The sequence below is a fragment of the Reinekea marina genome (assembly GCF_030409715.1).
In the GTDB taxonomy this organism is placed as follows: domain Bacteria; phylum Pseudomonadota; class Gammaproteobacteria; order Pseudomonadales; family Natronospirillaceae; genus Reinekea; species Reinekea marina.
Window position 1 is genome coordinate 1,552,027 of sequence record NZ_JAUFQI010000001.1, and the last position, 11,264, is coordinate 1,563,290.

An 11,264-nucleotide genomic window follows, 5' to 3' on the forward strand; every position below is an offset into this window, starting at 1 on the left:
TTACTATGAAAGCAGTAATAGAAACCCGAGGGCTAAGCCGACATTATGGTGAGGGCGACACCTTAGTGAAAGCCTTAGATTCTGTTGATGTCACTATTGAAGCTGGAGAGTTTACGGCCATTGTCGGCCCGTCGGGTTCTGGTAAGTCTACTTTGTTACAGCTCATGGGTGGTTTAGATAATCCAAGTGAGGGTGAGGTATTTCTTGCACAAAACAATATTTTCAGTATGGCCAGTCAGACGTTATCGGATTTTAGACGCGATCACATCGGTTTTATATTTCAGGCGTACAATTTGATTCCGGTTTTGAATGCTGCAGAAAACTGCGAATACATTATGTTGTTGCAAGGCGTTCCAGAGGCTGAACGAAAAGAGCGCGTATACAATATATTAAAACGTGTTGGCTTAGGTGGAAAAGAAACACGCTTGCCAAGTGAACTTTCTGGTGGACAACAGCAGCGGGTAGCCGTAGCTCGTGCGATGGCCAGTAACCCTGATATCATTTTGGCCGATGAGCCAACGGCGAATTTGGATTCAAAAACAGGCACTGAATTATTGGACATGATGCATGAACTTAATAAAAGTGAAGGCATGACCTTTGTATTTTCCACTCATGATCCAAAGATAATGGAGCGCGCTAGTCGGCTTGTCCACATTGAAGATGGCAGGATAATAAACGATGAACGCCGTTAATTGTTGTTTGTGTTTTGGTTTATTCGCGGTCTGTTCTAATACCGCAATGGCCGATGATTTTGATGCAAATGTCGACTTGAATCTAGCCGCTTCTGTTTTCCAATTGCCAGATACTAACGAGTGGCAACCATTCTCAACTATTTCTACCAAATTGAATGCTTGGCTTTACCCCAGTGAAAATACTGAAGTTTCTATTCGCTATGGACTTTCAGCCAATGGTGCCGAGTCTGAAAGTTTTCTACAACAAATGACGCTCAGCAGCGACAGCCGAGCTGACTATTTAATCGGTGACAACAGTTCAGTACTGTGGCAAAACAGCCGCCAAACACTGTCATTATCGCACCAGCTCGAACAATTGCTAGCAACATTCTGGTTTGAGGATGTCAGTCTTAACGTCGGTCGACAGGCCATCAGCTTGGGCACCTCAAAAGTATTTTCTCCTGCCGATGTGATTGCACCTTCCAGTTTTGATTTTAGCTTTTCAGGGTATCGTATGGGGGTCGATGCAGTTCGACTGACCTGGTACGTTGGCCCGACCAGCGAGCTCGATGCCGGTCTCATTAAAGGTCAAGACAGCGCAGTATTTGCACGATTTAAAACCAATGCCCATGCATTCGATGTGGATGTCACCGCTATACAATTAGATGAGAGTTTAGGGTTGCTTTCAATCGGGCTCATTGGGGGTATGGGTACCATTGGTTTGTGGCAAGAAAGTGCGCTTTACAGCGAAGAGGGTGATTGGTCTGTCAGAAGTTCTCTCGGCGCAGATACGACTGTATTCGCTGATTTGTATGTTATGGCAGAGTATCACTTCAATGGGCTTGGAAAGCCATCGGGTGAATATTACCAGCGATTCGAGTCTCAATTTTACCGCCAAGGGTCGATACAACCTGCAGGTCGCCATTACCTTTCGATGATAGCGACTAAACCGATAAATGCATTGTTGACCGGTCAAGTAAACTGGGTGACTAGTATTGAAGATTTATCGGGTGTAGCACTTTTGGGTGGTAACTTAAGTGTTAGTGATAACGCTACCGCCGCTCTCAACGCATCGATACCCTACAGCAAAAGCAATGATGCCAACACATTTGAATATGGTGCTTTTCCATTAGGAATAAACGCCAGCCTGAATTGGGTGTTTTAAATATCGGTGTAGGCTTTACGCACTTTATCGTAAGCTGTTTTTGTTTCCGTCGGGGAAAAACCTTCAGGCACTTCATTGCGCGCAAAAAAAGCGAAAGCTAACACACTGGCAACCCATTCAAAGAGCTCTGGAGGTACAGCCTGGCCTACATCGAGCTGGGCTAATACATTCACAAGGTTCTCATCTTCATAAACCGGTATTCGGTGTTCTTTTGCGAGTTTTATGATCGCTTCGGCTTGTTCATTATGACCAAATGCGGAAACAATAGGCGTTTGCCGGCCTTTGTATTTTAATGTCGCCGCCTGTGTATTGGTTTGTTGCGACTGTTCATTCGTACGGCTGTGATCGCTCATGTTTTAATGTCCACTAAGTGGTGATTGGTTCGCTGCAATTGTTGTTTGCTGACTCTTTTCGGCATGCCGTGCCGAGTTTGTATCACACTTTCATTACTGAGCCCTTGAGTCCAACTGGTCAATGTGGGTATAAGTTGATTGAGGTGCGATAACGTTGCGGCATCTTCTGACCAAAAAATAAGCTGGGTGTCATTGCTGTGCCAATCAATATCGGCACAAAATTCTGAAAGCGGGTCTATGTTTAGGTAGATTCGCATGCGCCAGCGGCGATCTCTTTCTTCTTTTTCTTGGCTGGCTTGATTCTTCTTTTTCTCTTGCCACCATTCTATATCGGCCCAGGACGTTAATCCCAACCAAATGAGTGGCAGTTGAAGCTGTTGTACAGGCGGCAATTCGGGTAACTGCCATTGTGTTGCTGCAGACTGAACCGCCTGATGAAAAACCTTTGCCTGAGCCGATTCTAACCAACTTCTCAACTGGCTTAATGGATCGTCTTTAGTAGATTGTGACTGTAGCAGCTTTGGGTCAATTTGAATTTTTTCTGCGGCACTTTGACCTTCGTTAATTAAAGCCGACGCTTTAGATTTTAACAGCTGGGAAAGGTCGGCTTGAGTTTTAGTTTGTGTTTGCTCAATCAGCCCAATCCATTGGCTTAATTTCACCTCAATTAATTCAGTAACGGGCTTTGGCAAGATCGATTGAGAAGGTTTTAGCGAGTGAGCTTGCGTTGAAAGAAGGCCACTCGACATCTGTTTAAAGACTGCAAAAGCAGAGCTCCTTATATTAGTCTGTTGGGTTGGGCTTGGCAAGCTTGCTGTTAAAGCCTGAGCGCTATTGCCTAAATTTTCATTAACTCCCTTGGGTGTACCAGGCGCTTGCGTGGCTTGCTGCGTAAAGGTTGCCACGCTGGTTGTTTTAGGCGTTAGCAGTAATTGAGCTATATTTGTGGGCATGGCTTTTGCGCTAAGACCAATCATCGGCGTAAGTTGTTTGGCTCGAATTGCCGCCGATTGTATGGATTCGTTGCGATGCAATAACGGGGTTTCTTGTGAACTTGTAATTGTTGGCGCAATGTTTTTTGCGGCTGTATCGGCATGAGCTCCAAAAGGTATTTTCCCAATCAACGTCAATGTTGGGTGTTTTTCCGAGGGTTGTTGTATTTGCCCAGTGAAAGGACTGGCAGTTGTTAACGGCTGTAGTGGCGCATTGCTATGAACGCCTGTCGTGACGGGTTGTGTAGGTCGCGCTGGCTGAAATAAATTCGACCCTAAAAAACTGTTGGGTGATTTGACGGTGCTGGAATGAGGGGCAGAGCCACTAGCACCAGAGGCTGCTACGTTAAATGCTTTACCGGAGCGAACCGAAGTATTTTCTCTAAGCGAACTCAAAGGGCTGAATTCTTGCAGCCATTTTTGAATTTGCTGGCCCGTCAACTGGCTGGGTCTTTGGGTGAGCCATTGAACCAGTGGTTTGAGTTCAGGGTAGTTTTTTGCCAATACCTCTAATGCTTGACTACTGGGGAGTGTAGGTGAGGTTTTTACCGCAGCTTTTGGATAGAGGTGTGCCTGCCAAAACTCTAACTCCAATGTGACCAGCTTTGTGATTTGCGCTTGGGTTAAACGATCGGCCGGTTGGTACTGGCCATTTTCATCGAGCTCAAGAAGCAGTGGGGTACCTGGCTTTATATTTGAATCGGCGACAACTTTAATCGGCGGTTCACTTTTTGGGTCGTTTTGTAGAATGAGTTGAAACAACCCGCCTTTTTGCCCATCGATTATGGGTTTCGATTGCAACACGATGGTCGCTAAAGGGTTGGGTGGCGGACGATCGTATGAGTTAACCGGTCGTTGAGTCGATTCCAAAGGGGCTGAAGCATTCCGACGCACCCCTTGGCTGGCTACGGTAGTGTCACTGGGCAATTTTATGCCGTCTGGAGCCATATCGCTTCTGCCTTTAAATGACTGAACCTGAGTTAAGTTTACGTCTAATTTGCCTACTTTATAGTGTATCGGCAAACTTTACCGAAACTTGATGAAACAGTCATCGCTAATATTTGCCTTTACCCCATGGAGCGCCGTTATAATAGGCACCTATTTTTAGATGGAAGTTTTATGGGCCAGTTGCTCAGTGCGAAAGGGTTGTATTGTGAGCGCGACGAACGCGTGTTGTTTCAAGACCTTGAGTTTACTGTAAACCAAGGCGATATTTTGCACATAAAAGGCCCAAATGGTTCTGGTAAAACTACGCTACTTAGACGAATCGTCGGCTTAAGCGCTGTTGTTGAAGGTGAGATGCATTGGCCAGAACCACTAAGCCAGCAAAGTGGGCGCTTGAGTGCCGAATTATGCTGGTATTTAGCGCATCGTCCTGCCGTTACTTTATTGCAAACCCCGCTTGAAAACCTAGCGTTTAGTTTAGCCTTGCATAACGTCATCCCTAAGCAAGAAGAGCTGTGGCACGCCTTGGAGACAGTTGGCTTGAGAGGGTATGAAGATGTTCCAGCGGGCAGTTTATCCGCAGGTCAGCAAAGACGAGTCGCTCTTTCGAAGCTGTATGTTAATGTCCCCAGTATTCAACTTTGGGTGCTAGATGAGCCTTTTACAGCGTTAGATGTGCAGGCTGTAGCTCAATTAGAAGCCCGAATAGAGCAATTTGCTGAGGCCGGTGGTACGGTTATTATGACCAGTCACCATGGTTTAAAGCATACTGCGGTGAAGTGGTTAGAGTTAGGAGGTAAGCAAGCGTGATCTCCGTATTAAGGCAGACTTTTAAGCGCGAGCTTTTATTAGCGTTTCGACGCAGGGCCGATCTAGCCAACCCATTGTTTTTCTTTTTGATCGTGGTTGCGTTGTTTCCTATTGGTGTGACACCTAATTTAGAGGTGCTAGCAGGCATGGCACCTGGTGTACTTTGGGTGGCCGCACTATTAGCTGCGTTGTTATCCCTCGATTTAATGTTTAAGCTCGATTACGAAGACGGAACCTTAGAGCAATTGCTGATCTCGTCAGTTCCGCCTCAATTGTTAGTGTTGTGCAAAATTGTCTGTCATTGGTTAGTAACTGGGTTACCTTTAGCGCTGATATCACCTTTATTATCAATAATGCTGGCATTGCCAAGCCAAGCCATACCGATTTTAGTGGTCTCGTTGTGCATAGGTACCTTTACTTTGAGTTTAATAGGCAGTGTTGGTGCCGCTTTAACCGTCAGTTTACGAAAAGGTGGCCTTTTATTGACAGTGCTCATAATGCCGATGTTTGTGCCGGTTATTATTTTTGGTACGGCCGCGGTGCAGGGCATGGCGGCGGGTGAACAATGGAGTGCTCAGCTAGCGTTGTTAGCCGCCATTTGTGCCGGTGCATTTGCATTTGTACCCTGGCTTACAGTTGCGGCATTGCAAATAGCCGTGGGTGATTAAGAATTCTTTTACGTTGGAGTGATTTTATGTGGCAATGGTTCGTAAGGTGGTTTCATAAATGGAGCTCGCCGAAGTGGTTTTACCAGTTGTCAAAACGCTGGAGCTTGATTTTAGGAATCTTAGCAGCAGTGTTAGTGAGCGTGTCTTTAATTTGGGGGTTAGGCTTTGCTCCTGTTGAGCGCCTTCAAGGCAACAGCTACCGAATAATCTTTTTACACGTTCCTTCGGCATTTATGTCGCAAGCTATTTACGTTGCCATCGCATTTACAGGCGCAGTAGGCTTAATTTGGCGTATAAAATTAGCGTTTTACGTCGCTAAACAGTGTATTCCCATTGGCGCGAGTATGGCGGTATTAGCGCTATTGACGGGCGCAATTTGGGGTAAGCCGACCTGGGGCGCATGGTGGGTTTGGGACGCTCGCCTCACCTCTATGTTGATCTTGTTACTGCTTTATTTAGGGCTTTGGGCATTACAAAGTGCCATGGAACGAGAAGAGAGTGGCGATAAAGCCGCCGCAATTTTAGCGTTGGTAGGTGTCGTAAATATCCCGATCATTAAGTTTTCAGTAAATTGGTGGAATACGCTCCATCAACCTGCCACGCTTAAAATCACCGAAGCACCTCCAATGCATATTTCAATGTTATTGCCGTTGCTGGGTTCCATCTTAGGGTTCTATCTAGCGTTTATTGCCTTAGTGTTTATTCGTACTCGGTTAGAAATATTACACCGAGAGCGAAAGGCAGCTTGGGTGAAAGAAGAGTTAAACCGTCTTGGAGGTCACAATGGCGTTTGAATCTTTAAGTGAATTTATCAATATGGGCGGTCATGGTCTTTATGTGTGGGCGGCCTATGCCATCGGCGGCGCGGTAATTACTTTTAACTTACTTAGCCCAAGGTTATACCGCAAAAAATTAATCAAAGATCATCAACGCAGACAGCGTCGGGAGCAGTTATGAATCCAAAACGAAAACAACGGTTAATGCTAATTTTATTGGGGGTTGCGGGCGTATCAGCGGCTGTCTTATTGGTGTTGTTTGCGATGGGGAAAAACGTTAACTATTTCTACACACCTTCTGAATTAAGTGCGGGTAATGTTACTCCTGGTGCAACGGTTCGTGCTGGTGGGATGGTTTCAGTTGGGTCTGTGGTGCGCTCGAATGAATCGTTAAAAGTTCAATTTAAAATTAACGATACCGCCAAAGAAGTGGGCGTAGAATATGAAGGTATTTTACCCGATTTATTCCGCGAAGGTGATGGCGTTGTTGTTGTCGGTCAAATGAATAAAGACAATGTACTCGTAGCACAGGAAGTGCTTGCTAAGCATGACGAAACCTATATGCCGCCAGAAGTAACAGAGGCAATAGAGCAAGCCCATCAAAATTCGACCAACAATAATTAGCGGAGCCCTAGATGTTACCTGAATTTGGATTATTCTCACTGATCCTAGCCATGTGCTTATCATTGCTGTTGGCAGTCTTCCCTTTATACGGGCTAAAAACAGGCAGTGCTGGATTAATGCGTATGGCATCTCCTTTAACATGGGGTGTGTTCTTTTTTCTCGTAGTCGCCTTTGCGATTTTAGTGCGTGCGTTTGTGCTCGACGATTTCTCCGTGACTATTGTGAGTCAAAACTCTAATTCCGCCTTACCGTGGTACTACAAATTTTCAGCCACTTGGGGCAATCACGAAGGCTCCATGGCCCTTTGGATCTTGTTACTCAGTGCGTGGGCGTGCGCGGTTAGTGTCTTTGCTCGTTCTTTAACGTTGGAGTTAAAAAGTTCCGTTTTAGCGGTGCTTGGCATTATTGCCTTCTGTTTTTTAGCCTTTCTTATATTTACTTCAAACCCATTTGATCGGCTATTGCCAATCCCGCCAACCGATGGCACCGACTTAAACCCGTTGCTGCAAGACATTGGCTTAATTTTGCACCCTCCTATGCTTTACATGGGGTATGTGGGGTTCTCAGTTGCCTTTGCATTCGCAGTGGCGGCGTTGTTGACAGGACGTTTTGATGCCGGCTGGGTGCAGTGGTCGCGCCCTTGGACCAATGTTGCGTGGGCTTTTTTAACCGTTGGAATCGCTCTTGGCAGCTGGTGGGCTTATTATGAATTAGGTTGGGGTGGCTGGTGGTTCTGGGACCCTGTTGAAAATGCCTCATTTATGCCATGGTTAATTGGCACGGCACTTATTCACTCCCAGGCCGTTACTGAAAAGCGCGGTCTGTTTAAAGGCTGGTCACTGCTGCTGGCAATTATGGCCTTTTCTTTCAGTCTTTTAGGTACATTTTTAGTTCGCTCTGGTGTACTGACCAGTGTGCATGCCTTCGCCTCTGATCCTGAGCGAGGAATTTTTATATTAGCGATTTTAATGCTGACCATTGGTGGCAGCTTGGTGCTCTACGCGCTCAATGTTTCGAAGATAAAATCAGTCGGGCAATTTAAGGGAGTCTCTCGTGAGTCCTTTTTATTAATGAATAACATTATTCTGGTCGTGATCACGTTTGCGGTTTTATTCGGAACACTTTTACCGTTGATTGCCGATGCGTTCTCGCTGCGGAAAATGTCTGTTGGTGCCCCGTTTTTTAATCTCATTTTTAATTTGTTGATGGTTATATTGTTGAGTTTGCTGGGTATTGGTCAGCTGTTGCGTTGGAAGCAAAATAACCTTAAAACTTGGAAGTCTTTTTTTGTTGTAGCCATTCCCGCTGCTATCGGTATCGCGCTGTTACTGCCCATTGCGCTCACAGGAAAGTTCCATTGGCAAGTATGGTTAGGGCTAGCATTGGTATTTTGGACAGCTGCCGGGCTTATTCGCATGTTATTGGAGCGTACTAAAAATAGTTCAACGCCTTTCAAAACTTTACGTCGTGCCGGTGTTGGCTTTTGGGGAATGTGGACAGCACACCTTGGCTTAATTGTTTGCGCAACGGGAGTCGTGTTAGTGTCGAATTACGACATAGAACGTGATTTTAGAATGAGCGCGGGTGAAAGCGTCACCATGAATAATTACCGTTTTGAATTACAGGAAATTGAACATCTCAATGGACCGAACTACATCACCGATCATGCGGTGATCAATGTATTTAAAAACGATCAATTTGTGACGGTCCTGAACCCTGAGAAACGGTTTTATCAAGTTGCTTCCAATGTAATGACTGAGGCCGGCATCTCTGGGAATTTAACTCGAGATTTATATGCCTCGTTAGCGGAGCCATTAGATGAAGAGCGTCAAACTTGGTCTATCAGACTGCAAGTTAAGCCATTTGTTCGTTGGCTTTGGATCGGTGCCTTGTTAATGGCGTTGGGCGCTATTTTAAGTATCACGGATAAGCGATATCGCAGTATTTCAAAGAGGAAGAGTCATGCCTAAAGCATTGATTATTGTGCCCTTAGTATTAGTGGCATTGTTATTTTCATTATTTGGTTACGCCTTAATGACGGGCGTTGACCCTAAAAATGTACCCTCGGCCTTAACTGGAAAAGAATTCCCCAGTTTTAAACTCACCGATGTTAATAATGAAGCCGAATTTTTGAGTCGGCAGGATGTTATTGGCGAGCCGATGTTAGTGAACGTTTGGGCGACCTGGTGTACTTCGTGTAAATATGAGCACCCCTTTTTAAACAGTTTGGCCGCCTCTGGTGTGAAAATTGTTGGTATTAATTACAAAGATGATCGTGAGTTAGCTTTGAAATGGCTAGCGGATTACGCCGACCCTTATGTTGTGGATTTGTACGATCCTAATGGTGATCTCGGTTTTGATCTTGGCGTTACGGGAGCACCGGAAACGTTTTTTGTGAATTCAGCCGGGGAGATCGTTCATCGTTTCCAAGGCCCCATAAATGATAAACTTTGGCAAGATAAGTTAAAGGTCATCTATGATGAAATGGTATAGCGTGCGTACATTTTTAGGTTTACTCAGTGGCTTGTTTGTTGCAATGTCGATATTTGCAGCCGGTGAGCTCCTTCCCTTCGATAATGAGTCACTAAGAGAGCGTTACACCGAGTTAACTTTTCAGTTGCGTTGCCCGAAATGTCTGAACCAAAATGTTGCTGATTCCAATGCGCCGATTTCAGAAGATATTCGGCAAAAAACCTACGAAATGCTGCATCAGGGTTATACCGATCAAGAGATCATCGATTATATGGTCGATCGCTACACTGAATTTGTAATCTACAAACCGCAAATGTCTTTTTTAACCGTTTGGCTATGGGTGCTGCCTTTTGGGTTGTTGATCTCTGGTTTCTTGGTGGTTCGTTATTTAGTGGCTAATTCGAACAAAGCCGAACCCGAACAAATTTCAGAAGAAGATAACGAGCGCTTGAAAAAATTATTAGAGGAGCAGTAAATGCTAATCCTGAGTATTTGGTTGATCCCCATAGCGATCTTCATGCTCTTTGCCGTTAGGCACCAAAGTGGTTCCCAAACTGAAGTAGACTCTGTTGAAGCGGCCATGGTAATTCACAAAGATCGCTTAGCCGCACTTCAGCAGCAATTCGAGGCGAACAGCATTTCTCAATCAGAATTCGACAGTCTTAGATTGGAAGTTGAGAAATCGATTTTAGCGGACACAGAAAAGCAACGAAGCACGCTGAAAACAACCGAGAAACTTCCTTGGTTGTGGGTGCAGTCATTGTCCTTAATAGTTTTTGCAACGGCGTTTTGGCTCTATCAAAGTGTAGGTGCTTCAGATGCGGTCGATGTCCGCACTCAATTTCGACAGCTGGCGGGTCAAACTCAGTTAGATGAAGCATCCGTGACCAATACGCTTCAGAGTTATCAAAAGCTTCTCGAAAAAGAACCTGAAAACATTGAAGGTTGGTTTCGCTTAGCGCGCATGCAGTTGGATATGGGCAGTTTTGAGCATGCTTTAATTTCCTTTAATAACGTATTAACACAATTAAGGGCCGTTGAAAGAAATGCTGAAGACGAGGCGGCAATTTTGGCTTACTTGGGCCAAACCTATCTTTCGTTAAACCGACCCGAAGCTGCGCTCGCCTCGTTTGAGGAAGCTCTAGAGTATTCCGCGGTGAATACCATGGCTCTGGGTATGGCCGGAAGAATTCGTTTTGAACTTGGCGACTACAAAGAAGCGATCGATCATTGGACTACGTTAAAGTTACAAAACCTAAACCCAGAAAATGCCGTCGTGATCGATAGTTATATTGATCAGGCAAAAGCGGCATTGGCCGACATGGGAATTGATTATGAAGCTGAGCAACCTCTTCGAATATTTGTGAAAATTGAGCTTCCAGCTGCTTGGGAAGGCTTGCCTGAGCAGGCCAGCTTGTTTATTTACGCTCGCCCGATTGGCCAAAGAATGCCAATAGCAGCGAAGCGCGTGCGAGTGACCGACCAGTCAATGGTAACGATCTTAAGCGACGCAGATGCTATGGGCCCAGCGGGTGTGTTAACCAATTACGAGCAAGTTGAAATTACGGCGCGTGTTTCCATGAACGGTACAGCCAATACCTCGCCAGGCGACTGGCCAGGCGATGTTCGTATTGTTGAGTTGAACAGCAAAGAAATCAGTGTTGATATCGATGTGCGCTTACCTTAAGGCGATCGGTTGATTTATTAGAAAGGGTCGCTGCTAATGTAGGAGCGACCCTTTCTTGCTTATGGCTGAACTAATTCTTGCTCTGATTTTGCCACTTCAAA

At 45.4% G+C, this 11,264-nt stretch carries 13 protein-coding genes; 11 read left to right on the forward strand and 2 right to left on the reverse strand.

Annotation, left to right across the window (positions count from 1 at the left end):
• Window positions 1–5: 5 nt before the first annotated feature.
• The gene (locus QWZ13_RS08200) at window positions 6–692 is read left to right on the forward strand and encodes an ABC transporter ATP-binding protein (RefSeq protein ID WP_290281351.1); all 687 of its coding nucleotides are present in this window, start codon (window positions 6–8) and stop codon (window positions 690–692) included.
• On the forward strand, window positions 679–1,836 hold the full coding sequence (locus QWZ13_RS08205; RefSeq protein WP_290281352.1) for a hypothetical protein: 1,158 nt from the start codon (window positions 679–681) through the stop codon (window positions 1,834–1,836). The genes QWZ13_RS08200 and QWZ13_RS08205 overlap by 14 nt, the downstream gene beginning before the upstream one ends.
• On the opposite strand, the gene QWZ13_RS08210 is transcribed toward QWZ13_RS08205, so the two are convergent.
• On the reverse strand, window positions 1,833–2,189 hold the full coding sequence (locus QWZ13_RS08210; protein ID WP_290281353.1) for an EscU/YscU/HrcU family type III secretion system export apparatus switch protein: 357 nt from the start codon (window positions 2,187–2,189) through the stop codon (window positions 1,833–1,835). The two genes, QWZ13_RS08205 and QWZ13_RS08210, sit on opposite strands and share 4 nt — an antisense overlap.
• Window positions 2,186–4,204 (reverse strand): hypothetical protein, encoded by a 2,019-nt coding sequence (locus QWZ13_RS08215; protein ID WP_290281354.1) that lies wholly within the window; start codon window positions 4,202–4,204, stop codon window positions 2,186–2,188. Before QWZ13_RS08215 ends, QWZ13_RS08210 begins: the two co-directional genes overlap by 4 nt.
• Here QWZ13_RS08215 and ccmA point away from each other — a divergent pair.
• From ccmA to ccmI, 9 genes are read left to right on the forward strand one after another with little or no spacing between them, the layout of a single operon-like run.
• Window positions 4,193–4,936 (forward strand): cytochrome c biogenesis heme-transporting ATPase CcmA, encoded by a 744-nt coding sequence (gene ccmA / locus QWZ13_RS08220; protein ID WP_290281355.1) that lies wholly within the window; start codon window positions 4,193–4,195, stop codon window positions 4,934–4,936. The two genes, QWZ13_RS08215 and ccmA, sit on opposite strands and share 12 nt — an antisense overlap.
• On the forward strand, window positions 4,933–5,604 hold the full coding sequence (ccmB, locus tag QWZ13_RS08225; protein ID WP_290281356.1) for a heme exporter protein CcmB: 672 nt from the start codon (window positions 4,933–4,935) through the stop codon (window positions 5,602–5,604). Before ccmA ends, ccmB begins: the two co-directional genes overlap by 4 nt.
• A 2-nt stretch (window positions 5,605–5,606) precedes the next feature.
• Window positions 5,607–6,398, forward strand: coding sequence for a heme ABC transporter permease CcmC (ccmC, locus tag QWZ13_RS08230; RefSeq protein WP_290283314.1), 792 nt, complete (start codon window positions 5,607–5,609; stop codon window positions 6,396–6,398).
• Window positions 6,388–6,561: a heme exporter protein CcmD gene (gene ccmD / locus QWZ13_RS08235; protein ID WP_290281357.1), complete on the forward strand. Its 174-nt coding sequence runs from the start codon at window positions 6,388–6,390 to the stop codon at window positions 6,559–6,561. Before ccmC ends, ccmD begins: the two co-directional genes overlap by 11 nt.
• The gene (gene ccmE, locus QWZ13_RS08240) at window positions 6,558–7,004 is read left to right on the forward strand and encodes a cytochrome c maturation protein CcmE (protein WP_290281358.1); all 447 of its coding nucleotides are present in this window, start codon (window positions 6,558–6,560) and stop codon (window positions 7,002–7,004) included. The genes ccmD and ccmE overlap by 4 nt, the downstream gene beginning before the upstream one ends.
• A gap of 11 nt (window positions 7,005–7,015) precedes the next feature.
• Window positions 7,016–8,974, forward strand: coding sequence for a heme lyase CcmF/NrfE family subunit (locus QWZ13_RS08245; protein ID WP_290281359.1), 1,959 nt, complete (start codon window positions 7,016–7,018; stop codon window positions 8,972–8,974).
• Window positions 8,967–9,497, forward strand: a complete 531-nt coding sequence (locus QWZ13_RS08250) for a DsbE family thiol:disulfide interchange protein (RefSeq protein WP_290281360.1) — start codon at window positions 8,967–8,969, stop codon at window positions 9,495–9,497. The genes QWZ13_RS08245 and QWZ13_RS08250 overlap by 8 nt, the downstream gene beginning before the upstream one ends.
• Window positions 9,481–9,951: a cytochrome c-type biogenesis protein gene (locus QWZ13_RS08255; RefSeq protein ID WP_290281361.1), complete on the forward strand. Its 471-nt coding sequence runs from the start codon at window positions 9,481–9,483 to the stop codon at window positions 9,949–9,951. The genes QWZ13_RS08250 and QWZ13_RS08255 overlap by 17 nt, the downstream gene beginning before the upstream one ends.
• Window positions 9,952–11,163, forward strand: a complete 1,212-nt coding sequence (gene ccmI / locus QWZ13_RS08260; protein WP_290281362.1) for a c-type cytochrome biogenesis protein CcmI — start codon at window positions 9,952–9,954, stop codon at window positions 11,161–11,163.
• The last annotated feature ends 101 nt before the right edge of the window (window positions 11,164–11,264 follow it).

What these genes read in the sequence shown, in the direction of transcription:
- ccmE (WP_290281358.1), top strand. Translation starts at nt 6,558, where the DNA reads ATGAATCCAAAACGAAAACAACGGTTAATGCTAATTTTATTGGGGGTT.
- QWZ13_RS08250 (WP_290281360.1), top strand. Translation starts at nt 8,967, where the DNA reads ATGCCTAAAGCATTGATTATTGTGCCCTTAGTATTAGTGGCATTGTTA.
- QWZ13_RS08205 (WP_290281352.1), top strand. Translation starts at nt 679, where the DNA reads ATGAACGCCGTTAATTGTTGTTTGTGTTTTGGTTTATTCGCGGTCTGT.
- QWZ13_RS08210 (WP_290281353.1), bottom strand. Translation starts at nt 2,189, where the DNA reads ATGAGCGATCACAGCCGTACGAATGAACAGTCGCAACAAACCAATACA.
- ccmD (WP_290281357.1), top strand. Translation starts at nt 6,388, where the DNA reads ATGGCGTTTGAATCTTTAAGTGAATTTATCAATATGGGCGGTCATGGT.
- ccmI (WP_290281362.1), top strand. Translation starts at nt 9,952, where the DNA reads ATGCTAATCCTGAGTATTTGGTTGATCCCCATAGCGATCTTCATGCTC.
- QWZ13_RS08255 (WP_290281361.1), top strand. Translation starts at nt 9,481, where the DNA reads ATGATGAAATGGTATAGCGTGCGTACATTTTTAGGTTTACTCAGTGGC.
- QWZ13_RS08200 (WP_290281351.1), top strand. Translation starts at nt 6, where the DNA reads ATGAAAGCAGTAATAGAAACCCGAGGGCTAAGCCGACATTATGGTGAG.
- QWZ13_RS08245 (WP_290281359.1), top strand. Translation starts at nt 7,016, where the DNA reads ATGTTACCTGAATTTGGATTATTCTCACTGATCCTAGCCATGTGCTTA.